The organism is Bradyrhizobium sp. GW821-FHT12B03, assembly GCF_058807535.1.
Window position 1 is genome coordinate 234186 of the sequence record NZ_JBXAQU010000003.1, and the last position, 21631, is coordinate 255816.

The following is a 21631-nucleotide window of genomic DNA, read 5'->3' on the forward strand; positions in this document are numbered from 1 at the left end:
AGCAAGAGCTATATGGCGTGACCCACGATGGTTCACGCGTCGATAAAATTTCTGGTTCTCAGCCAATCGCGGACTAGCTCAGTCGCCTCTTTCAGATGTTCGGGCTGCCCGGCATAGTAATGGGTGCCACCTTCAATCACCTTGAATGTCTTGTCTGGACTTTTCGCCGCTTCGTAGATCCATCCGGTGTGTCGCTGCGGCACCGCATCATCGGCGCTGTTCTCGATCGCGAGCAACGGCACGGTCAGATCGGCGGCGCAGGTAATGCCGTCGGCGCGGGAATCGTCGATCGACCATTGCGACAGCCAGGAGCGCAGTGTGGAGAAGCGAGCCATGCCGACCGGACCGTTATTGACCGTTCCCGGATTCCCGAGATAGGACCACCCGGGGCGGCGGTCATTGGGATCGACCGTCGCATCGAGATAACGCGGATCGGCCATGGTGCGGTGGGTAATGAAGCCGCGCTCGACTTCACCGTTGTTTCGTCGGCTCAATTCGTCGAGTGTTTGCTTCACCCATACCGTGATCTTTCGCATGCGGCGTACCTGCGCCTCGCGGTAACGGGTCAGAAAATCCTGAGTATAGGGTGGACGCGCGAAATTGCTGGGATCATAGAGATCCAGTTCCGGGTCGCGGTCGTCCGGATTGAGTTCGTCTCTGACCGACGGATCCAGGCAGTCTAGCAAAAAGCGTGCGCGCGAGACATGCGCGGCCTGAAACACCAGCGCGTCGGCCGGAATGAGTCCCGCGGCCTTGAGATCGACTGGATCGCCGGCAGGGGTTTGCGTGATGGTCGGATTATCGGCTTGCGACTGGTAGAACAGCGCCAACGATCCGCCGCCGCTCCAGCCTACCAAAACGATCTTGTCGTAGCCCCACTGTTGCTTCGCGTGCCGAATGTAAGCGCCGAGATCGATCAGCACCTTCTCGTAGATCAGGGCCGTATCGTTCTTGGCGTAACGGCTCGCCGCGCACAGAACATGGAGACCTAGTGCGGCGACGGCTCGTGGAACCGGAAGTAACTGAAGAGTAGACGCCGGATGCATGAAGACCAGAAGAGTGCGCGACGGCACACCCCTCGGGGTCATCAGAATTCCCTCGAGGTTGATTGCTCCCTGGTTTCCCGAAAACCCGTATGTCTCGGTAAAGGTCGACGTCTCCTGGTACTGAATATGTACCCAGATTCGATCGACCTCATATGGCGCGCCGCTCATCGAGGGTAGGCCTTGAGGAACAGCGCGGACCGGTCAATTCGCGTGGTAGGGTTTTCAGCCGACACCGGTTCAAGCCGCCGCATTTGCAGTGGCCCGTTTTTCTCTTGTCCACTCGGCAAGCTGAGCGTGCGCGTTTCGTTTGGCCTCGTCCATGTACTCTTTGGTCTCGGAGCGCATGGTGATTTCGAGGCGCAGCCCGTTGGGATCGAAGAAGTAGATCGACTGGATGAAGTGGTGGTCGGTCACGCCAAGGACCTCGATGCCGCCAGTTTCCAGCCGCTTCTTCATGGCAAGAACCTCGTCCATAGTGTCAACCTCCATGGCAAAGTGATGAATCCATTTCGGCATGTCTTCGCTTAGGGTCGCGCCCTTGCCGTCACGAATGTCGAAGAAGGCGAGGTAGGAGTTATCGGCGAATTCGAAGAACAGATGGCAGAATGGTGCGAATTCGCCGGTCGAGGGCACATGATCCGACTTGACGATGTGCGCGAGCGGCAGGCCAAGGATGTCCTCGTAGAAATGACGAGTTTGTTCGGCGTCGATGCATCGCCACGCGACGTGGTTCAAACCTTTCAGGCTTACGGTCTTGTTCATAGGTGTCACCTGTGTCTGGATCTTTGGGTATCGGCCCCGGGGCGCGCGGTTTTCAGAAGGAAAACCTGTATCAAGCTGCTATTTTATGCTCAAAATACGTGCCGATCTGTCCCCCGATCCGGGGACCAAAAACGGACGGCGGCGGATGACCGAAGGCTAAAGGGAGGCTTGGATGGTGAACACCGAGACCCGGATGGGCGGCACCGTTCCCGCGCGCGCCGGTTCCGCTCTGGCAAGCCTCGTCAGTGCGATTGGTACCAATCGCTTCGAGCGGCAGCTGTTCAGCTTCCTCTACGAAACCTGCGGTGCGGATCACTGCGCAATTTACCGGTCCAAGAGCAATGAGCTCCACGGTCTCTACGCGCTCAGTCTCGACGGAACCGATACCGCGTTGCGGCAGGCAAAGCGCTACATCGACGAACAGCACTGGCGCAGGGATCACATGATCCATGAAGCCCAGCACCGCCCTGTGACAGGGCATCCGATCCTGTTGCGCTTCAACACGCGAAAATTCTCCGATCCCTACTTGAGGGATCTGATCTATGGTCGAACCCACATCATGGAGCGGATAATTGTCTGCCAGCGCGCGGACGATGACAGCCGGGCGTTCAGTATTCTGAGCGTTGTGCGATCGGCGCGGCTCGGTCCGTTCCTTGCCGATGACGTCTTGCGGCTGGAGAACTTTTCCGATGTTCTGGTCTCGACCATCGAGAAGCACGAAGAGGTTGCGGCGCAGCATCCGTCCGTGGCGGCGGCGCTGACATCGATACCCGACGTCGAAAGGTGCATAGCCGCCGCTCCCGAGTCGTTGCCGAGGCGGGAGATAGAGGTTTGTGCCCGTATTCTGTTCGGGCCGTCATCGGCGGCGATCGCCGCGGACCTTGGCATCGGTGAGGAGAGCGTCGCCACCTACCGCAAGCGTGCATATCAGCGGCTGGGCGTCGCCAGCCGGCGCGACCTGATGCTGTGGTATCTGGCGCTATGGCAGGCGCGCGGCGAAAATTCGGCGCGGTCGCTGCGGCAATAGCCGATCTGAAGGCGTCTTACAAAATGCCGCGATGTCCAAGACCCTCGCTGGGGCTTTGGCCGCCGCCTCTTGCTGTCCCCGCCGGGGGGACAGACGGGGCGTCGGCAAGGCCTTAGGCTGTCTCAGAAACCAACAGCCAACGAGCCGGCCACCGGCGGGCAGGGAGAATTCGTTCGATGTTCAGGGTCCGGGCGCCTTCAGTTGCTGTGCTTTTCGCTTTTGCCTCGTCGGCGCTTGTCACGGCGTCAGCCCAAACCGGTGTGTCCGAGTTCAAGATCGGTGTCGTCCTGCCCCTGACCGGTCCGGTTGCGGCTAACGGTAAATATGCACTGACCGGCGCCTATGTCGCGGTGGACATGGTCAATGCCACCGGCGGTTTCGGCGGACTACCAGCGCGGATCGTCGTTTGCGATAGCCAGTCGCAGGAACAACAGGCCGTGATTTGCGCCAGGCGCCTGACGTCCGATGAAAACGTCAATTTGCTGCTGGGTGCCGGGGTCACGCCCCAGACGATGGCAATCATACCCACCGCGTTGTCGAGCGGCACGCCGCTCTTCAGTCTCGCAGGCGGTGCGGTGACCTACAATCCGTTGAAGAAATGGGTATTCAAGGGGCATTTCGGCAACGATGATTTCATGCCGCCGCTGCTCGACTATCTCAAGAAGAAGTCCTTCAAGAAGGTTGCCGTTCTCGCCGACACTGGACCCTATGGCAGCGATGTAGTCGATCAGATCAACAAGCAATTCCCGGGATCCGGCATCGAGATCGCCATTCTTGAGAAATATGCGCCGACCGACACGGATTTCTCCGCGCAGATCACTCGCATCCGAGCGGTCAAGGCTGACGCTGTCATCAATCTTGCTCCTTCCGAGCAGGCCGGCGCTGCGATTTCAAAGAAAATCATCCAGCTTGGGATCAGCGCGCCGATCGTAATTGGTCCCAATCTCCAGACTGATACGTTCCTGACGCTGGCCGGTGACACGGCCGATAACATGGTCTTTATCTCGTCGAAAGTCGTCTTTGAGAGCATCCCAAAGGATGATCCAACCTCAGCTGTGATCGCCGATTTCAGAAGCAAATTTGGCAAGCGCTATCCGAGGGATAATGCTCTGTCGTTGTCGGTTGTCGCCGCCGACGGCATCCTCATTGCTCAAAACGCGGCAAAGACGCTAGGCAAGGATGCGGCAGACCGCGACAAGCTGCTGGCGGAAATCGAGAAGACCAACAATTTCCCGGCCATACAAGGCATATGGACTCTCTCCCCCACGTCCCATGGGACGCCACTGACCAAGGGAATGGCGGTGGCAAGCTACAACAAGGGCCACTGGAAGCCGGAGTGAGTCGTGCAGCCACGTACATGTTGACCAATGGTCAGCAGTGGTTTCACGAGTCAACTTTTCACGAGTTGAGTATGAGGCCGCTCGAATGAATGCTGGAAGCCTGATCGACCTCAATATCCTGTTCCAGACGGTATTTTCTGGCGTCGCCAATGGCGCGCTGTACGCGTTCATCGGGCTTGGCTTTGCCTTTATCGGGCGCAGTACGGGGATCATCAATTTCGCGCAAGGTGACCTCGCCATGCTCGGAGCGATGATCAGTTCGCTTCTCTGCACCGTCGGTCTTCCGGTCTTCATCGCTGTTCCAATTGCGATCGCCGCGTGCGGTGCCTTGAGTGGAGCGTTCTTCGTTTTGGCGATTCTGCCGGCCAAGCGGGCAAGTATGTCCCAACTCGTCATCGTCACCATCGGCTTCTCGATCCTAATTCGCGGCGGCATGACCACGTTGTGGGGCAGTTCGCCGGTGTCTGTCCCGCCGTTCTCGGGCGAGCGGCCATTCGACGTTTATGGGGTGAGTATTCTTCCGCAGGAACTGTGGCTGCTGGGGATGCTGGCACTGGTCAGCGGAGCGATAGCGCTTTTCTTCAACCGGACGGTGCTTGGCCTGTCGTTGCGGGCGGGGGCATCGAACGCGCTCGGCGCAGCCTATGTCGGGATCGACAAGCGGCGTCTTGGTTTCGTCGCTTTCGTCATCGCGGGCTCGCTTGCCGGCCTCGGCGGCGCAGTCTGGGCTCCGATTTCTTATCCGCAGGTCGATCTCGGTGTCGCACTTGGGATCAAAGGATTTACCGCTGCGGTGCTCGGGGGGCTCGCGACGTCGTTCGGGCCGATCGCCGGCGGGCTCATTCTCGGCCTCATTGAAGCGATGGTGACCGGATATCTGTCATCGGGTTATCAAGAAGCGATCACCTACTGTCTGTTGTTGTTGGCACTGGCCTTGCGCCCTCAGGGGCTGCTGTCGTCGGCGATTCAGGTGAAGGAGGAAATCGTCGAGGCTGTCTCCGATAGGCTGCAATCGCTCAAATTCGCGCGGGCCGACGCAGTGAGAGTTCTCGCGGGCGTCATCATTGTCCTGGCCTGCGGCCTCTATCTGCCGAGCACGCTGCTCACTACCGCTGTCTTCGCAGGAATCGACGCGCTTGTAGTTCTCGGAATGGTCCTGCTGACGGGATACGCCGGGCAATTGTCACTCGGGCAGGGGACGTTCATGATGGTCGGCGGCTATGCGTCCGGTTATCTAACGTTGACGATGGGGTGGCCGCCGATCGCTGCACTCATCCTGGGGTCGTTGCTCGCGGCATGTCTCGCCTGGGCGCTGGGCCGCCTCATCTTCCGGTTGCGCGGCTACTATCTGTCGATGGCAAGCCTGTGCGTGCTTCTCATCACGCTCAACTTCGCGCGCGAACTTGCGTGGATCACGGGCGGTCCGAACGGTCTCCCCGGTATCCCGTCGTTCTCGATTTTCGGATATGCCTTCGTCTCGGAGCGAAGTTTCTTCTTTCTGCTGTTCACGTTCTGCGGCGTGGCGTTGCTGGCCGCCCTCAGTCTGACTCGATCGCAGGTTGGGCGCGCGCTGCTCGCGGTCCGTTCCAACGAGGCAGCAGCGCTGGCGTGCGGCGTTGAGACGTCTAGACTCAAGACCAGCGTCTTCGTGTTCAGCGCGATCCTGGCAAGTATCGCGGGTAGTCTCTACGTGCATCATCTCGGTATCGCCAATCCGGCGCCGTTCGGCATCGATGCCACGATCATGCAGGTGACGGCACTGGTATTGGGCGGCGTCCTGTCACTGTGGGGTAGTTTCTTCGGCACCCTTCTGGTCGTGTTGCTGCCGAGTTTCATCGTGGCGCTGACCGGATCGTCCGGCAGCCAGCAGGTCGCGGGTTTGCAATATCTCGTTTTTGGCTTTCTATTGTCGGCGGTGGTCGTGGTGCAATCAAGCGAATGGAAATTGAAAAGGCCGCTGGCGTGGTTGCGAGAGATAGGCAAGACCGGCAGCGGCTCGCGCGATGTACCAGCGGGGCAGTCATGAGCCAGCTATTGGAGGTCCGCGACCTCAACGTTCAGTTCGGTGGGCTTCGCGCCGTCAACGACGTCAGCTTTTCCGTTCAGCCAAAACAGATCTTGGCCCTTATCGGGCCCAACGGCGCAGGCAAGACCACAACATTCAACGCGATCCTGGGGGCAGTCTCACCGACACGGGGTTCGATCCATTTCAGAGACACTGACACGACCGGATTTCCGCCGTACCGAATGGCGAAGGCTGGGATGGCCCGCACCTTTCAGAATGTCCGTCTCTTTGGCGACCTGTCGCTGCGGGAGAATTTGATCATGGGTGGCTATGTCGCCGCCAAGTGCGGACTCGTCGCGTCGATGCTGCGGTTGCCACGCCATGCGAGGGCTGACCGCGAGGCCGGCGAGCGTGCCGACGACTGGCTCGCTCGGCTAGGTCTTTTGGGATATGCAGACGCCAAGGCAACCTCGCTTCCGCTTGGTCTGCAGCGTGTCGCCGAGATCGGGCGGGCGCTGATGAGTTCGCCGTCGCTGATTTTACTCGACGAGCCGGCCGCCGGACTTAACCCGGCGGAAAAAATCAAACTTGGCGGATTGCTGAAGGAGATTGCGGCCGGGATGGACGGATCGTTGCTGCTGGTGGATCACGACATGAAACTCGTCATGGGCGTTGCCGATCGTATCGTCGTGCTCGATTTCGGAATCAAGATCGCCGAAGGCACGCCGTCCGAGATCGCCAGAAACCCGACCGTCATCGAAGCCTATATGGGAGTTTGACGTGCTTCAGCTATCCGGCATCTCGGCATCGTACGGATTTATCCCTGCCATCGGCGACATCAGCATTCGAGTGGAGGAGGGCGAGTTCATCGCGGTACTGGGAGCGAACGGCGCCGGCAAGACCACGCTTCTGAAGGCCATTGCCGGGATTAAAGGCCACGATTCGGGGACGATTCGGTTTCTCAATCAGCCGATCGACAAGATGAGTGTCAAAGACCGTATCAAAGCGGGAATCGGTGCAATCCCCGAAGGACGACAGCTGTTTTCGGACATGAGCGTACGAGAGAACTTGGTCTTGGGTGCATATCCCCGTCTAGGCATCTTTCCTGGCGGAGCGATCGCGGACTCGCTGGAACGTGTCTTCGCCACCTTTCCGCGTCTGCACGAGCGTGAAGCCCAAATGGCCGGAAGCCTATCAGGCGGCGAAGCGCAGATGGTGGCGATCGGTCGCGCGCTGATGTCCAATCCGCGCCTGTTGCTCTGCGATGAGCCGTCATTGGGTCTGGCGCCGAAGCTGGTGCGGGACATGCTGGGTGTGTTGTCCACGTTGCGCGATACCGGGACAACAATCCTTCTCGCCGACCAAAACGCGCATGCGTCGCTGCGCCTCGCCGACCGAGGCTACGTTCTTGACAGCGGACGCTTGATCGCGGAAGGAATGGCTGCGGCGCTGTTGGCCGACGAGCGACTGCAGTCCGCCTATCTCGGTGCGCTCTAAGGCTCTCTTTTGAATTGGTCGGGCACTTGATAGCCGAGCCGCATGGAGAGATCGCTTGCAGCGCCGCGCAATGCTTGCGCCGTCCCGCCTTCCAGCCTGTCGCCAAAGAAGCCCGTGCGACCGAAACATCTGCTGAACCACAGTAAGGGGTCACATGAAGCTTCTGACGTTCGAACACAATGGTAATCGTCACATCGGCGCATTGCTTGCCGATAGCAGGACTATTTCGGATTTCACGGCGTCGGAACCCTCCGCTCCCCACTTTCGCGACATGCTTTCGTTGATTGATGCCGGCGCTGAAGGTGTCGCGGAAGCTCGCGATCTGGTTGCTCGACCAAAAATTCGGTTATCTCTTTCTGCGGTGCGTCTCCTGGCGCCCATTCCCGAACCCCGCCAGATGCGAGATTTCCTATGCTTTGAGAAACATCTCCGGCAGGCGCGCGCCAATCGTTACTTGTTCGGGATTGGCGACAAGGCACTGGATCCGGCCAGCGTCGAAGTCCCGGCGATTTGGTACGAGCAGCCAATTTATTATAAGTGCAACCGCTTCAGCGTTATCGGATCAGGTCAAGATGTCCATTGGCCGCGGTACTGCGAGATGCTCGATTATGAACTGGAGTTCGGCATCTTCCTTGGCACTGGCGGCAAGAATATTCGCCGTGAGGACGCTCGTAAACACGTCTTCGGCTATTGCATCTTCAATGACTTCAGCGCACGCGACGTCCAAATGAGTGAAATGCAGGGCCAACTCGGGCCGGCCAAGGGCAAGGACTTCGATACCGGAAACGTTCTCGGACCCTGGCTGGTGACCGCGGACGAAATTCCGGATCCCTATAGTCTGTCCATGATTGCTCGGGTAAACGGAGAGGAATGGTCGCGAGGGAATTCTTTTGAGATGCACCACAAATTTGAAGACATCTTGGTTCACGCATCGAGCGAGGAGACACTGCACGCGGGCGAATTTTTTGGATCGGGTACTGTCGGCAATGGCTGCGGACTGGAATTGGAACGTTTCCTGAAGTCCGGTGACGTCGTGGAATTGGAGGTAGAGAGGTTGGGGGTGTTGCGAAACCGGATCGTCAGGTGTCTCTAGCTTTCGAGGCGTATGGCTTCATTACAATCTTGCCTATTGGTAAAGCTTTCGTCCGCTTTTCCATCCGCATCGTTGTTGATTCAATTGGCGTAGCCGATACGTACGATCGCAAGCCCCGCCACGCGCCACTTTCCGTATGACGTGGCGACCGAAACTGCGATCGCAGTATTGCGGGCCTAGGCACCGGCAAAGCGCAACGTTACTTTGCTTCTGACTTTGATCGGTATTCCAGTCGCTAGTTCGACGCTAACAGGATCGCTGCGATGAGGCGTAGTTGGCGTCTAGCGCCGCGGTACTGGCCGCAGCAGTGAGGCGTCGCTTGAGGACGTTTGGCGCAATTCCTATTGGTGATTCACTTCGAATTATTTCTAAGCGCTGGCCAAGCGGCTAGGGTGCGAATCTCAGAAGGCGCATCTCTGCATGTTCGATCGTTCCCGACGATCGCGCATAGTAGGCTTGGTAAAATTTGAAATCGCTGCGTCCTTCTTTCCGGCATCTTTCTTCAATGATCTTGCAAATCGCGATCTTGGCTTTCATCGGGGTCTTGATACCGAAGATGAGGCCGCTTAAGTCGGCGAACTGATATGGAAGTTTGCGTTTTCCCGCCTCGCGAAAATCCCAGTACGTATTGTCGAGAATGAGCCGGTATTCTTCTTCGTAGCTCCAATCCTTCAGCTTGCGCGTGATGCCGTGATAGAAGACGTCCCAATATCGGTTTCGCCATTCCGCATCCGCGCGAAATATATCGTCACCGCAGGCGCTGTGGTTCCCGGCCTCGTCTGAATACCAGCGCCGGCGCAGCACCGGGATCGGAAAGCGGCCAAGAGAGCGAAAGAAGTCAACTGGCAGATGCTCGCTCTCGTAAGCGATTTGATGAAGTTCATGATTCACGAAGTTGAGGATCGGGCCGTCGGCATTGAGCCCGTTTGCGCGTCTCAGGCGTAAGCCAGGTTCCGCGCCGGTCCCGCCAACCCTGAATTTCAGACAGACAGCCGTATGGTTGTCTCCGTAGCTTCCCCATACTGCCGAATTCCGGCAATCGCGCATGAAGCAGGCCGTGTACCACTCGGGATAGACGAGGTTCTCGACCTTTCGAACGAACTCCTCTGGGAAGGTGATGCAGACAAAACTGCGGTTGGCCTGTGCGATGTCAATATCACCATTATAGAAATGGATGAGGTCGATTTCGGCGACCATTTTTCTCTGGGCGACGTAGAAGGCATCGATCTGGTGCTCATTGATGGGGTGTTGCTTCTCGATCTCCTGAAATTTGCCGATAGATTGCGTCATCAGAAGAATGGCCTGGCGGAATGCTTCCGCCTGGACGTCGGCGTCGGGGGTCTCGGGCTGCAAACCGAGGTGGACATGGGCCTGCCGGATATGATGAAGCGCGAGCATGTGAAAGTTGCGTAGATGCGCCGCCAGCTCGTCGCGCCGGACCGGAAAGGACCGTTCTGCCAGCGCCGCAATGAAGACCGTGATGCAGGCCTCACCGAAGAGAGCGGCAAGGATCTCGTCTTCCAGCTTCTTGCGGGGGAGGCCATTGTTTATATCCCCATAGTTAAACACGGGGATATTGCCCCAGTTGAGCGGCTCCGTCTCACCGCAAAGCATCCATTGCGAGAACGCGTTCTCGAGGCAGAGAACGTAGTGCCTTAGAAAGTTTTTCCAGACGATCGCATCGCCTTTCCAGAAGATATCCCGGAATCCCTCCATCGGGTCGTTCAGTTGTTCTGGCTCTGCAAAATAGATCTCCTGGTTGCGGAGTTCATCCTGCTCCAAGAGGCGCTTCAAGGGACGAAAGCGGTACAGATATTCAATCATGATGACACGATCAAAAGTCGAACGGTTCGCAAACGAGAATGGGTAAAAAGTTGTATCCCGCTGCCACGGAGCCGTAGAATCGATGGAAGCCGTTGTGCACCGTGAAGCGATATATACCGGAGGTCGCGGGGTAGACTTCGACGGCTGGGAGCGAACACTCTGGAGACTGAAACGCAAAGAGTACTGGCATCATCTTGAACTTCTTCAACATCGCCACGCCGGGATTGCGGAGGGGCGGCGCGACGACGGCAATAGGCACTAGCTCCACGTCATGTTCGCGGCGAACTTGGTATGGGTAGTAGCCGCCAGGACTGGGCCGGAAGCGCTCCATTTCGGCGAAGCGCCACCAATCATCCGGGATCTCGAATGAGCCTGCATTAGAAGGAAGCTCGAAGCGCATGGTTTGTGCTCAGCCTTTCGACTTGCGCGGATCTGCGCTGCGGGGGAAAGTGCGTTCTTCCTGGTAGCCGCCCGATATTTTCTCGATCTTGACCGAGCCGCCCACTTTGCCAAGGGTGCGGGACAAGACCCCGCCGGCGGTGGCTTCGGCCTTGGTATCAAACGCTCTGACAAAGTTGTGGGTCTTATCTTGCCTGAGTTCCCATCTGTCGCGGTCGTCATTGTGCGAAAGGGTGAATTTTCGAAGTTTCGTCATTGGCTTCTCCTCGGGTTGAATTAGCGTGGACTGCCGGTCCACTCGACATCGCCGCGTTTGACCCAGAAGTGGGAAAAACAACCGGCAAGCTGATTGACAGAAGGCGATATAGTTGGCCGCTGCAGCCAATCGACGACAACTGACCATGATGGCCGTCGTTCCTTCTGTAGGGACAGTGCAATCTTCTGGCCGCATCCGCACGGGCATTTGAAGCAGGCCCATTTGGTGAAGCCGCCTGAACGGACAACAACAAGGTCATCGTCCGCTAGCTCGGCAACGGTCGGGTGTTGTTTAGAATAGCGCGCCAGGTAGCGCGGCTTCTTGGCGAGGCCGAGCCAGACGAGAAGCAGCAGAATGATGCGGAGGATTGCATTCATCCGACAAGATCCAAAAATGGTTCAGCATCTGCCATGCCCCAATACAGCTTGCTGGCACAGATGGGGCAGGTATTCCGCGGCGAGGCCGAGGTGGCTCGATCTTCGCAAAAGAGAAAGCGCCGCCGATGCTCGCTTCCCATTTCGCGCTTCCGATAGCCAACGATGCGGTTCAGAAGTTCGTTGACGGCCATGCAGGCGACCTCGGTGGTGAACGTGACCACGGCGGGGTTCGGATTACCTTCACCCCTGACGTAGGCTTCGCGCTTTTGACGATCGTATTCGGTTGGATTGCGCCTCCGCAGATCTTCTTCTCGGGCCACTTCGGTATCGACCGCATCGCGGCAGAGCAGGCAGGTCTCGGGGGGTAGAACGGTCGTGACCCGAGCCGAGATGTCCGCCATGCCCGCGGCAGGCGGTATAGCGACGGCCATCGCCAGGCCCATGTCGATGACGGGGATGAAGTAGAAGTAGGCCAGCCGGTTGAGGAAGATGCGGCCCGCGTTGTCGTCGGTGCAGCAAAAAATAACATCACAGGACTTAAGCGCGTCCCGCACGTGAGGCGCATTGGCCCAACCTCTAAGGGGTACAACCCGAACACCTAAGCCCATTCGGGCAATTTCGCGGGCAGCGACATCCGCCTTGCCCATCATAGCGTCGGCATCTGATTGGGTGGCGCCGTGGAGGCGGTTCAGGTTGGTCCGCTCAACAATATCGTCGTCCACGACGACAATTTGTCCGGCGCCGGCCCTTGCCGCCAGCATTGCGGTCGCGCTGCCGGTGCCGCCCGCGCCGATGATGCCGACCCGCAAGGCCTTGAGTTGCGACATGAGAGATGGCCCGAAGGCCAGCACTTGTCGCGCGAACACCTCGGAGACGGGTGAGGGCGCGGCGGGGAAGTGAAACCGGAAGCGCTCACCGAAGACCGCAACAGATTTGCACTCGGCCTTGTGCTTGGGAAACTGCCAAACGCGGGCACGGATGCCGCCGTCTTCATAGAAGAGAATGCTGACCAGCTTGGTGGAAGGACCGTTTCGGTTGCAGGCGGTTCTTAGCAATTCCGTTTCATTCACGTCGTCCTGCTCGGAGAAGTCCTGCGGGCCGTGGGGATGGCAGTGAGCGATGCCGAGCACGAGTTCCTCGCGCTGGCAGCGCTGCAAGAGCGCCACGAACCCCTTCGTGCCCCAGGTCACGTGCTGGGCGCTGGACGAAACCCTGTCTTCCTCCAGAATCGGGATGATCTCGCGCACCACCAACTTGGTTCGCGACCGTCGCTCCCAAGGGTCGCCCGCGATTTTGCATTCGCGCATCAGCACGTAGGCGGCGCCTTCGACGTCTTTCACGGCAAACAACTGGTCGCGCAGTTCGGCTTCCTGCTGCTCGATGAAAACGAGGTTAAAGTTGCTCACGCTGCCGCCTCCAGTGCCGTGTCGATGCGCCGGAGCATGGTCCAGATGCCGTCAACGCCGGGCCGCCACTGGTCGTTATGCCGTGACCAGCGCTGCCATCGGCTGCCTTGGAAGTCGTGCGCCTGGTCAGCGGCGCGCGGATATTGCGCAGACCTGCAGAGCTTGATCCAGGGAGTCGCGAAGAACATGTCTGGCCGAACGTCCGGATATCCCGGCGGCAACAACACCAGGATATCAGCCTTGGTCTGATCAAAGCGGCCGGCCGGAAGGATGTAATCCCGGAAGATCACGCCCTTCTCGTTGCCGTCCACCTCCTCGAACGTGACGCCGTGCTCAACGAGGTACGCGCGATCACGAATGGGAAGGACTGCCATCACTGCCCTCCGTGGTATGTTTCATGACCGTGTAAAACCGCTCGACGCCCTTTTCGGCCAAGTCTGCCGGGTGACCGCTCAACACCTCCTTGTCGGGAGAGTTCTTGAACTCCTGCCAGACCGAGAACTGGGCCGGGTCCTGGCCGGCCAGCGCCAGCAGCACTTCCCGGGTGATGGCCGCCTCGGGCCATTCCTGCTCCTTGCCGTCGATCTCGAAGCGATAATCGCGGTCACTCTTTGCCACGATGAACCGTTCCACACCCGGCTTGCGCAGGTCGGTAGTCTCATCGAGACCCAGACGTTCGAGGGTGCCGTTAGCGGGCCACTGCAGCACTGCGTATTCATCGACGGGGCGGCCGCCCGCGGCGTCGATGATTTGACGGCCGGTGGGCTCGGAGTCAGTCAGGCTCAGGGGACGGAACTGAAGGTCAGTTCCAGCGACCAGAATCTCAAATTTAACCGGATGGGGTGCGCCGTGGGCGCTAACTTCTTGATTTTGCAACATGTTCATATCCTTTGTCAGTTTGATTAGATCACTTTACAAAAGTAAGATATCACTTGTCAATATAACAAAATTGCTTTACAAAAAGCCAACGAAAAACCGGAGAAAATAGCGTGCCCCTCGATCCCAAACACCTCATTGAACTCACTGACGCAGCGCTTTCGGCGGACTACACCCGCGTTCGCCGAATCGCAGGCAACCTTGCGCGGGAACTCGCGAAGGCAGGCAATGAGGAAGCGGCAAAGGAGCTAAGGGCGTTGGTTCGGAAGCGCGGCGTGCCGCTGCGCGCCTCTGGGTATGTCGAGTCGCTTCCGGTCGACACAAAATCGCGCTTGCCGCTGGTCGAAGAGCAGCCATGGCCGCACAATCCAATTTTCTTGAATGAAGCCGGAAATCGCGTGTTCCGCGACTTCCTCACCGATGTCCAACACGTCGACGAACTCAACGCCAAGGGGCTCGCTTCTCGGCTCAATCTAATGCTGTCCGGACCTCCCGGAACGGGCAAGTCCTTGCTCGCCGGTCATATTGCAGCGAATCTCGGCCGACCATTCTACGTGGTGCGCCTTGATTCAGTTATCACGTCGCTGCTTGGTGACACCGGCAAAAACATCAGAACAGTTTTTGACTTCGTGCCATCGAAGAACGCGGTGCTGTTCCTGGATGAGATGGACGCGATCGCCAAGCTAAGGGACGACAGGAACGAGCTTGGTGAGTTGAAGCGCGTGGTGAATACGGTCATTCAGGGTCTGGATTCGCTCGACCAGCACGCTGTTGTCATCGCTGCCACGAACCATGCGCATTTGCTCGATCCGGCGATATGGCGCCGCTTCCCGTACAAGATCGAGTTTGGTGCACCAGAAGCCGAGGTGCGTGTAGATCTTTGGAAGCACTTTCTGTTTGAGGATAAGGACGGCGAACAAATTGCCGACCCCCTTTCAGTCCTCTCGGAGGGTCTGTCCGGCGCAGACATCGAGACCATCGCGCACAGCGCGCGGCGACACGCTTTGCTCGACAAGCGAGATCTCGATTTCGGCGCGGTCGCGCTCGCGGTCCTCAATTTCCGGGCAGGGCAGTCTTCTATGCCGCAGCGAACCCCGCTTGAACCTGACCAAAAGAAGCAGCTCGCGTTGGGGTTGAAAGATAAGGTATCAGCAGCCAATATTGCACGTTTGCTTGGGGTAACCCGCCAAGCCGTGTACCAATACTTTAAGCAGGAGGAATAATCCGTGGCCGAGAGAGCGCCTCCTTTACTGAACCCGGTTCTGAGTCTGCAAATGGACCCAAAACCGGAGTCGCCCAGCGCGCGCGGCAAGGGCCAGCGAAGCGTCGTGGTCGCGCGCCTCCCAACCCAGCAGCGGGTCCTTGCTGCTTCAGCCCGGAGTCTGTTCAGTTCGCGAAGCGATCTCCCGTCATTTGCCGGCACGGCGCACCTCGTGGTGCGCATGTTCGCGGAGGATTCGTTGGCGCCAACGCATACGCCCGATGACCTCTTCAGCCCGGTCAACGGTTGTCGTCTCGTCGCGCCTTACCATGGCGGATACCTTATCGAGGCTGACCTTGAGCAGCTTGGTCGGCTTGCCCGCGCGATCGATAATCCCGTCAACTATCCGGTTCAGGCTGACATCTCACGGGTTGAAAGCCTGACGCCTTTTAGCCCGGCCGACCGCGCGCGGGGCCGATCGATTGAAGATCTATGGCAGTCAGCGCCGGAGGATGATGGCGGGCGCCTCTTTGTGGTTTGGCTTGCACCGTTTCGCACACGGCAGGCCCGCGAGCTTCTACTAGAGCGAGTCGAGATGCTCTCGCAGCAGCAGATTCTGCTGCCGACATTCCCTCACACGAGGCTGCTTTCTGGCCCCACCGGCCCCGCGTTGCCCGGTTCGGTTGATTCTTCGCGAGAGGTAGCTTCTGCGCAGCGACAGTCTGGCATCGCTCGCGCGATGCGCAACTATCGCAACACGGGAATTGGTCGTGGAACCGTGCGCATCGCGACCCGCGAGGCCCTCTTCGAGTTGCTAGCCTCGGGGGCATCCTACCGGATCGATCCGGTGCGTCCTATCAGGGTCGCTGCGCCCGGCGAAGGTGCTCATCCCACTACGCCGGTTAATGTGGCTGACGCCCCGATTGTGGGTGTGGTCGACGGTGGCCTTCACGCACCGAGTTATGCAGGCGCGGAAGCGTGGCGCGCGCGCAAGTTCGTCACCGATGCACAGGCGGACCGTGTTCACGGTAGCGCCATCAGCTCACTGGTCGTTCAAGGGCATGCTTGGAACACAAACCGTGTCTTACCTGATCTCGACTGCCGTATCGGAACCGTTCAGGCTGTTCCCGCGCGCAACACCAATGCCAGGATCGACGAACTAGACCTCATCGACCACCTTGCCGACGTTATGCGGGCCCACCCGGATACAAAGGTCTGGAATATTTCTGCCAACCAACCTGGTGCTAGCCCGGACGCGGTGAGCCTGCTTGGCCATGAACTGGCCACCCTAAGCCGCCACTTCGGCGTTCTGCCGGTCGTATCGGTTGGCAACGTTTCTCCGGGGGGGACGACTCGGCCCGAGCCACCGGCTGACTGTGAAGCAGCCATCGTAGTGGGCGGCCGTCAGGCGAATGCAAGCGGCGGCCCTGCAGGGCCTTGCCCTACGTGCCTTGGAGGCCCCGGTCCCGACGGGATGCTCAAGCCGGATGTATCCTGGTTTTCTGAGCTTCGGATGATCGGCGGTGTCACCGACACCGGCAGCAGTTATCCGACGACGCTGGTGTCGTCGTTGGCGGCGCATACGTTCGCTAACCTCCGTAACCCGACGCCCGATCTCGTGAAGGCGCTCTTGGTCAGCGCGAGCGAACTCGATGAGCACCACCCGCAACTCGGGTGGGGAACGCCATACCAGGGAACTATGCCATGGACATGTGCGCCGGGCACCGTGGCGCTAACCTGGACGGCTCAGCTGCAGCCAGGAACGGCGTACTACTGGACCGGTATCCCGATTCCTCCAGAGATGATCCATAACGGTAAATTGCTCGGCCGGGCGAGCCTCACGGCCGTGCTCAAACCCGTTGTGTCGCCCTTTGCCGAAACCAACTACTTTGCTACGCGCCTCGAAACGTCGCTCTCGTACCAGCATCCGACGAAACAAGATGAGTGGAAGTCCCTGTTGGGCTCGATGATGGAGTCGACACTTCCCGAGAACGATGCACGTGAGAATTTGAAGAAGTGGCAGCCAATACGAAGGCATTGCCGCGATTTCGCGAAAGGCGGCGGGTTGGCCTTCTCTGGTAACCAACTCCGCCTTTATGCACGTGTCTTCGCGCGCGATCTCTTCCAATTCGGTTGGAAAACCAATAGCGACGTTGGCCCGCAAGAGGTCGCATTCGTGCTCACCTTGCGGGGACCGGGCGAGGAGCCGTCGATCTACAACTCAACTGCACAGATGCTCGGTAACTTTGTCGAGAGCGCAGTGATCAATCAGGATATCGAAATAACTAATCAATAACGTCGTACCGACGCCAGCTTGGCGGAAAGATGTGCGCGCATGCGCTCAAGTCGATCGCTAACTTAAAAAGTCGATGGGTCTCTATCGGAAAACATACAGATAGAGGTCCTCTTGGTTCCGGCAGGCCACAGTGTCGGTTCTACCGTTTCTCACCACTAGCTTGGCGAATGCTATGGATATCCCCGACGAAAAGACGTGCCAGGAAAACCAACGCTGGCTGGACTCCTACCGTGCCGTACTTGAGAAGTGGCTGGAGCTCGCGATCGACGAACTTGATCAAGACCGGGCGCGAGTCCCGACCGTAGATATCCTGGAGCAGCTCTACTATCGCGCCAAATGGGAAAAATACGTGGACGTGATGATGTCCACGAATACAGTCCTGAAGCGATATGAAGGCGAACGAGAAAAACTCGAATTGGTCGCCTGGATGTTCGGCGACTCGCTGGGTATTCCCGGCTCGTCTATTCCGGTCGATATCGAGCGACGGCTCTATTGGTATAAATCGCGAGTTTCCGCTCGATTCGAGCGCACTGTACGAGAAACGCTCTCAGGTTTTGGTGTTGCATCGCCGATTGAGCAGCTTTTCGTTATGGAGTGGCACTATCAGCAGATGGAGGAGCGATATGGCGTCAAGCTCCAACCACAGAAGAAGCTCTCAACCGACATCGGTGAGTTCGATATAGATTTCGTCATTGACCTACGAAAAAGCGGCTCGTTACCACTGGCAATCGAACTCGATGGCCATGAATTTCACGAGAAGACCAAGGCCCAGGCCGCTTGGGATAGACGGCGAGAGAGATCGATTACCCGGTCTGGCTATCTCGTCATTCGCTTTACAGGACATGAGATTTTCCAAAACGTCGAAAAATGCGTGCGCGAGGTCGGCGCTCTGCTTGGTGAGCCCAGCGACGTAGGTCAATCCGATTCGCGCCCAGTACACACATAATCCCGACCAGGGAGCAACGTAAGGGAATTGCTATTTCGGTGACGCTCAGATCAGCTAGTGAGGGCGGTCATCTCTCTTCTCGCCGCGGCAATTCGCTCATCGAGATATTTGGCCAAGTCGACAAGATAGACCCCCTTTGCACATTTTTGGCTGGCCTCGATCCGGATCAGGGGGATGGGAATTTCACCTGCGCTAATCTTCTGGATTAATTTGTTTGCGTTGAGATGCGTGAAATAGTCTCTGCACACGTCCTCGATCGGGATAATGGCCTTTCCTCCGTACTGAGCCAAGAGAAGAAAAGTGGTGTTCATGTTGCTGTGGTACCCTGGCCGATCCGAGCGAGGTCGCCATCAGACCAAAAAACGCTCAACATGCAGAGCCGCAACAACGGTGGATGGGGGATTTGGCGGCTTCGGCGTAGAAACGGCAAATTTGGACCACCCGAGGCACCTTCACCAGTAATGACGTTCGTAACGAGGTGAACCAGGAAGTCAGAAATCGCAAAGGCGCAAAATGCGTAAGGTCGTCGATACAAACTTTCTTATGTCGCCCAAGTTGACCGAATATCTACGGGAGCCGTCGAACGTCGCGGCCGTACCTGACTATGTTTTCATGGAGACACTTGCAGGAGGTGATGTGACTTCCGTCGCTCAATCCCTGGCGATACTGGCTAAGCATCCCAGTCAGGTTATCGTCCTAAAGACCACGTCCGCCGTATGCAAGCTCAAGACCCGCAAGCGCAGTCGCGGGTTGCAGAAGCGGTTGATCGATCGCAGCCAAACCGCAGTTTTCCCAGCGTTCTGTAAAAAGCTGGACGCCGCACGAGGAGGCGACAAACAGGCTGAAAAGGAGGTTTTGGCGACGAAACGAGATGCCGCTGCTCAGCTGGAATTGCTGATCGCTGATATGGAGACCTATGCGGCCAACATGCATGAAGCTGCCAAAGGCTACACCCTAGCGGAGCTGAAGATCATTCGTTCGGGGCAGGCATGGACGCTAGAGTTACACGACAAGCTCGTCGACAACGTCTTTGCTCTTGCGTTGAAGATGTTCGAAGCCTGCAACGTCAAGGCATTGCCTCCTGCGATAAAGTTGTCTAACTCGCTAATCTTTCGATACGCTATATGCGCTCATATTCTATCACTTTCGTGGATCGCCGTGGGAGGCCCACCTTCGAAGACCGACCATGCAAAATTCCGCAATGACGCGATCGACGCTAACTTGGCCGCCTTCGCGACCTATTTCGACGATTTTCTGACAGAGGATACAAAGGCTGCTGACCTGCATAAGAATGCGAAGTTCTTGGTTCAAGCAGTTTCAGTTGAAGGCGGGGGCAGGGTTGCCTAGCGCATCAGATCGGAGGCTTCCAGCCTAGCCATGCACCGGCTATCAGGCTTAGTCGTCTTCCTTAAGGAATGGATTGGGAGGAGATACTTTCATAGAGGCGTCGAAAGAGTCTAAATCCTCATCAGTGGGAAGATTGGTTCGATCGGCCAACAGGCGCAACTCGTCGGCAATGTCCCGGCGGCTGAGTGTTCCGAGAATGACCCCATTGTTTTCAAGTTCGTATTCCAAGGATCCGCACCACCTGTTGATGCGTCCATAACCAGGCGCATAAGCGATAGAGTTTTTGCGTCCACCTACTTCGTGTTTGGCCAACGCGACGCGGATATATTCGAGCCGCGCGAACGTGATGTGACTTGCACGAAGATCTTCCTGAATTCTTGTTACAAGACTGGGATCGTCGAATACCTTCTGAAGCTGCTCAGCACGCAGCTCCCGTCCAACATGACGGAAGCCGACATCTCGCCGCAGAGCATCGATCTTGAGCTTCAGGCCGCCATTGTCGTGCCATTTCATGATGTCTTTAGCCCGTTCGCGCCAAGTTCGGACCATCTCATAAGCCGCAAAAATCCACATTTGAGATTGTGCCGACAGAAACAATCTGTCGGCTATCGGCGCGCGCTTGTCTGCGTTTAAGCCCTTGAGTGCAGCGTACTCCAGCTGCATGATAAACTTGTCGACGATAGCCAAGTTGAACGCCTGTGTTCTTAAGTATGGGTCGCCGTCGAAAAGATGTAACGATGTGAGGGCCTCCGACAGCTCGTATGGCTGTATTTCTTCTTCGTCGCGATACTCCGGAAAGTCATCGCGGTCTTCGTGCAAATCGTCCTGGTTCATGGGCTCTGCCATTGCGCGCGAGATCAATTCGTCACCCGTCGTCGAGCAAATGCGCTAGCTTTCGGGTCCAAGGCGATTAATGAATCTCCAAATCTTGCCATTTTCGACGTGGTCAGTCGAGAACGTCGTCAGAAGTGGTCGCCGCGACGCTCCGGCTATGCTTTCTTGGATCTTATGGCGATAAGGCTGGGTGCTAGTCGATGTATTTATTGCATGGTCGAGTACGTCGACCCCGGTTGGGTCGATGATGAAGAATTTTGCCCCAGCATTTGCAGCATTCTCTAGTATCTCATTAATGTGGCCGTCCTGAAAGCTGTAGCCGATGATGACCAGCTTCGAGTTTGGTTGCGAGATACTGTGCGTGAACCGATCACGGTAGTTTCGGAGTAGCCAGTTGCTCTGGATATCTGGCCCTTTATTTCCTCCCATGATCAAGAGAGTCGAATCGCCATCGCGCCAGTTACTCGAACCGTGAAGTTTGAAGTAGGGCTGTCTGTGGTGCTCCAGCTGGAACAGCTTAGGCCCAGGCTTGAAGAGGCCGGGCGGCATGTATTGCTTGCCTGATGTATCGCGAACCGGCTCGATGCCGGGGCAGTACATATCTCGGAAACGATTTTCAGAGATCTGACTGAAACTTGACGTCTGGTACCTCATCTCCAGCAGGCAATCTTGGTTGAGGGTGAAGATTGCGTCGAAGTGGGCGAGAAACCGTCTGATAAGATCTGGTTGAGTGCCAATTCGATGAGGATCGAAGAGGGGATCAAATTCCACCTGCTTGAAGCCCAAGTTCATGGCGTTGAACATGTCCTCAAGCATTCGCTCAAAAAGCGCTACCTCGGTTTTGGAGAGCTCGTCCTGCTGACTTTGTTGGATCACGCGGAGTTCATTCAAAACTCTCTCGAAGCCTTCCTTCTTGCCGTGCCAAAGCCTCCGTTGCAGCTCGGAGGTGATTTGCGGGTAACCAATGAGATACTCAAACGCTTCATTGGCGAGCCACCCACCCCAGTTTCGGCTGAATCCGGCACCTGTGAGCAAATGGACGGGCATTGAATTATTCCCTCCTCGAGGCCGCGGGGAGAGCAAAACGCGGCCTTGGGCC

Annotated in this window: 22 protein-coding genes; 10 read left to right on the top strand and 12 right to left on the bottom strand. The window is 57.5% G+C overall.

The genetic code is table 11. The features are described 5' to 3' along the window. Positions 1-32 precede the first annotated feature (32 nt). Positions 33-1214: an alpha/beta hydrolase family protein gene (locus AC1RUR_RS08155; protein WP_492842588.1), complete on the bottom strand. Its 1182-nt coding sequence runs from the start codon at positions 1212-1214 to the stop codon at positions 33-35. Between the two features lie 69 nt (positions 1215-1283). Further along, complete coding sequence (locus AC1RUR_RS08160; RefSeq protein ID WP_492842589.1) at positions 1284-1808, bottom strand: VOC family protein; 525 nt, start codon at positions 1806-1808, stop codon at positions 1284-1286. Between the two features lie 172 nt (positions 1809-1980). Between AC1RUR_RS08160 and AC1RUR_RS08165 the strand changes: the two genes are divergently transcribed. The 6 genes from AC1RUR_RS08165 (at position 1981) to AC1RUR_RS08190 (ending at position 8770) form a co-directional block, all read left to right on the top strand. Then, positions 1981-2835 carry a helix-turn-helix transcriptional regulator gene (locus AC1RUR_RS08165; RefSeq protein WP_492842591.1) on the top strand — a complete coding sequence of 285 codons (855 nt, stop codon included), beginning with the start codon at positions 1981-1983 and terminating at the stop codon, positions 2833-2835. Between the two features lie 176 nt (positions 2836-3011). Beyond that, a complete protein-coding gene (locus AC1RUR_RS08170; protein WP_492842593.1) occupies positions 3012-4175 on the top strand; it encodes an ABC transporter substrate-binding protein in 1164 nt (387 codons plus the stop codon). Positions 4176-4260: 85 nt separating this feature from the next. Continuing rightward, positions 4261-6201 (top strand): ABC transporter permease, encoded by a 1941-nt coding sequence (locus tag AC1RUR_RS08175; RefSeq protein ID WP_492842595.1) that lies wholly within the window; start codon positions 4261-4263, stop codon positions 6199-6201. Next, positions 6198-6959 carry an ABC transporter ATP-binding protein gene (locus tag AC1RUR_RS08180; protein ID WP_492842597.1) on the top strand — a complete coding sequence of 254 codons (762 nt, stop codon included), beginning with the start codon at positions 6198-6200 and terminating at the stop codon, positions 6957-6959. The genes AC1RUR_RS08175 and AC1RUR_RS08180 overlap by 4 nt, the downstream gene beginning before the upstream one ends. 1 nt (position 6960) lies before the next feature. After that, complete coding sequence (locus AC1RUR_RS08185; protein ID WP_492842599.1) at positions 6961-7677, top strand: ABC transporter ATP-binding protein; 717 nt, start codon at positions 6961-6963, stop codon at positions 7675-7677. Between the two features lie 154 nt (positions 7678-7831). Beyond that, on the top strand, positions 7832-8770 hold the full coding sequence (locus tag AC1RUR_RS08190; protein ID WP_492842601.1) for a fumarylacetoacetate hydrolase family protein: 939 nt from the start codon (positions 7832-7834) through the stop codon (positions 8768-8770). 387 nt (positions 8771-9157) lie between these two features. On the opposite strand, the gene AC1RUR_RS08195 is transcribed toward AC1RUR_RS08190, so the two are convergent. Genes AC1RUR_RS08195 through AC1RUR_RS08225 form a run of 7 tightly spaced genes read right to left on the bottom strand, consistent with a single transcriptional unit; the run spans position 9158 to position 13911 of the window. Next, positions 9158-10594 carry a hypothetical protein gene (locus tag AC1RUR_RS08195; RefSeq protein ID WP_492842603.1) on the bottom strand — a complete coding sequence of 479 codons (1437 nt, stop codon included), beginning with the start codon at positions 10592-10594 and terminating at the stop codon, positions 9158-9160. A 10-nt stretch (positions 10595-10604) separates the two neighbouring features. Further along, a complete protein-coding gene (locus AC1RUR_RS08200) occupies positions 10605-10994 on the bottom strand; it encodes a hypothetical protein (RefSeq protein ID WP_492842605.1) in 390 nt (129 codons plus the stop codon). A 9-nt stretch (positions 10995-11003) separates the two neighbouring features. Next, positions 11004-11249, bottom strand: coding sequence for a DUF2188 domain-containing protein (locus tag AC1RUR_RS08205; protein ID WP_492842607.1), 246 nt, complete (start codon positions 11247-11249; stop codon positions 11004-11006). Positions 11250-11269: 20 nt separating this feature from the next. Continuing rightward, positions 11270-11626 (bottom strand): ubiquitination-like system serine protease family protein, encoded by a 357-nt coding sequence (locus tag AC1RUR_RS08210; RefSeq protein ID WP_492842609.1) that lies wholly within the window; start codon positions 11624-11626, stop codon positions 11270-11272. Then, positions 11623-13032, bottom strand: a complete 1410-nt coding sequence (locus AC1RUR_RS08215; RefSeq protein ID WP_492842611.1) for a ThiF family adenylyltransferase — start codon at positions 13030-13032, stop codon at positions 11623-11625. Before AC1RUR_RS08215 ends, AC1RUR_RS08210 begins: the two co-directional genes overlap by 4 nt. After that, positions 13029-13406 (bottom strand): E2/UBC family protein, encoded by a 378-nt coding sequence (locus AC1RUR_RS08220; RefSeq protein ID WP_492842613.1) that lies wholly within the window; start codon positions 13404-13406, stop codon positions 13029-13031. The genes AC1RUR_RS08215 and AC1RUR_RS08220 overlap by 4 nt, the downstream gene beginning before the upstream one ends. Beyond that, positions 13384-13911, bottom strand: coding sequence for a multiubiquitin domain-containing protein (locus tag AC1RUR_RS08225; protein WP_492842615.1), 528 nt, complete (start codon positions 13909-13911; stop codon positions 13384-13386). The genes AC1RUR_RS08220 and AC1RUR_RS08225 overlap by 23 nt, the downstream gene beginning before the upstream one ends. Positions 13912-14021: 110 nt before the next feature. Between AC1RUR_RS08225 and AC1RUR_RS08230 the strand changes: the two genes are divergently transcribed. The 3 genes from AC1RUR_RS08230 (at position 14022) to AC1RUR_RS08240 (ending at position 18351) form a co-directional block, all read left to right on the top strand. After that, positions 14022-15131, top strand: coding sequence for an AAA family ATPase (locus AC1RUR_RS08230; RefSeq protein ID WP_492842617.1), 1110 nt, complete (start codon positions 14022-14024; stop codon positions 15129-15131). A gap of 3 nt (positions 15132-15134) precedes the next feature. Further along, positions 15135-17405: a S8 family peptidase gene (locus AC1RUR_RS08235; protein ID WP_492842619.1), complete on the top strand. Its 2271-nt coding sequence runs from the start codon at positions 15135-15137 to the stop codon at positions 17403-17405. 172 nt (positions 17406-17577) lie between these two features. Further along, on the top strand, positions 17578-18351 hold the full coding sequence (locus tag AC1RUR_RS08240) for an endonuclease domain-containing protein (protein ID WP_492842621.1): 774 nt from the start codon (positions 17578-17580) through the stop codon (positions 18349-18351). Positions 18352-18401: 50 nt separating this feature from the next. Here AC1RUR_RS08240 and AC1RUR_RS08245 read toward each other — a convergent pair whose 3' ends face one another. Further along, positions 18402-18662, bottom strand: coding sequence for a pyocin activator PrtN family protein (locus AC1RUR_RS08245; RefSeq protein WP_492842623.1), 261 nt, complete (start codon positions 18660-18662; stop codon positions 18402-18404). A 202-nt stretch (positions 18663-18864) separates the two neighbouring features. On the opposite strand from AC1RUR_RS08245, the gene AC1RUR_RS08250 reads away from it, so the two are divergent. Then, the gene (locus tag AC1RUR_RS08250; RefSeq protein ID WP_492842625.1) at positions 18865-19698 is read left to right on the top strand and encodes a hypothetical protein; all 834 of its coding nucleotides are present in this window, start codon (positions 18865-18867) and stop codon (positions 19696-19698) included. A 48-nt stretch (positions 19699-19746) separates the two neighbouring features. On the opposite strand, the gene AC1RUR_RS08255 is transcribed toward AC1RUR_RS08250, so the two are convergent. Next, positions 19747-20532, bottom strand: a complete 786-nt coding sequence (locus tag AC1RUR_RS08255) for a hypothetical protein (RefSeq protein ID WP_492842627.1) — start codon at positions 20530-20532, stop codon at positions 19747-19749. Positions 20533-20586: 54 nt separating this feature from the next. Further along, complete coding sequence (locus AC1RUR_RS08260; protein WP_492842629.1) at positions 20587-21579, bottom strand: SIR2 family protein; 993 nt, start codon at positions 21577-21579, stop codon at positions 20587-20589. Between the last annotated feature and the right edge of the window lie 52 nt (positions 21580-21631).

Coding starts and splice junctions, on each gene's coding strand:
- AC1RUR_RS08155 (WP_492842588.1), bottom strand. CDS start 1,214: ATGAGCGGCGCGCCATATGAGGTCGATCGAATCTGGGTACATATTCAG.
- AC1RUR_RS08160 (WP_492842589.1), bottom strand. CDS start 1,808: ATGAACAAGACCGTAAGCCTGAAAGGTTTGAACCACGTCGCGTGGCGA.
- AC1RUR_RS08165 (WP_492842591.1), top strand. CDS start 1,981: ATGGTGAACACCGAGACCCGGATGGGCGGCACCGTTCCCGCGCGCGCC.
- AC1RUR_RS08170 (WP_492842593.1), top strand. CDS start 3,012: ATGTTCAGGGTCCGGGCGCCTTCAGTTGCTGTGCTTTTCGCTTTTGCC.
- AC1RUR_RS08175 (WP_492842595.1), top strand. CDS start 4,261: ATGAATGCTGGAAGCCTGATCGACCTCAATATCCTGTTCCAGACGGTA.
- AC1RUR_RS08180 (WP_492842597.1), top strand. CDS start 6,198: ATGAGCCAGCTATTGGAGGTCCGCGACCTCAACGTTCAGTTCGGTGGG.
- AC1RUR_RS08190 (WP_492842601.1), top strand. CDS start 7,832: ATGAAGCTTCTGACGTTCGAACACAATGGTAATCGTCACATCGGCGCA.
- AC1RUR_RS08195 (WP_492842603.1), bottom strand. CDS start 10,594: ATGATTGAATATCTGTACCGCTTTCGTCCCTTGAAGCGCCTCTTGGAG.
- AC1RUR_RS08200 (WP_492842605.1), bottom strand. CDS start 10,994: ATGCGCTTCGAGCTTCCTTCTAATGCAGGCTCATTCGAGATCCCGGAT.
- AC1RUR_RS08205 (WP_492842607.1), bottom strand. CDS start 11,249: ATGACGAAACTTCGAAAATTCACCCTTTCGCACAATGACGACCGCGAC.
- AC1RUR_RS08210 (WP_492842609.1), bottom strand. CDS start 11,626: ATGAATGCAATCCTCCGCATCATTCTGCTGCTTCTCGTCTGGCTCGGC.
- AC1RUR_RS08220 (WP_492842613.1), bottom strand. CDS start 13,406: ATGGCAGTCCTTCCCATTCGTGATCGCGCGTACCTCGTTGAGCACGGC.
- AC1RUR_RS08225 (WP_492842615.1), bottom strand. CDS start 13,911: ATGTTGCAAAATCAAGAAGTTAGCGCCCACGGCGCACCCCATCCGGTT.
- AC1RUR_RS08240 (WP_492842621.1), top strand. CDS start 17,578: ATGGATATCCCCGACGAAAAGACGTGCCAGGAAAACCAACGCTGGCTG.
- AC1RUR_RS08245 (WP_492842623.1), bottom strand. CDS start 18,662: ATGAACACCACTTTTCTTCTCTTGGCTCAGTACGGAGGAAAGGCCATT.
- AC1RUR_RS08250 (WP_492842625.1), top strand. CDS start 18,865: ATGCGTAAGGTCGTCGATACAAACTTTCTTATGTCGCCCAAGTTGACC.
- AC1RUR_RS08255 (WP_492842627.1), bottom strand. CDS start 20,532: ATGAACCAGGACGATTTGCACGAAGACCGCGATGACTTTCCGGAGTAT.
- AC1RUR_RS08260 (WP_492842629.1), bottom strand. CDS start 21,579: ATGCCCGTCCATTTGCTCACAGGTGCCGGATTCAGCCGAAACTGGGGT.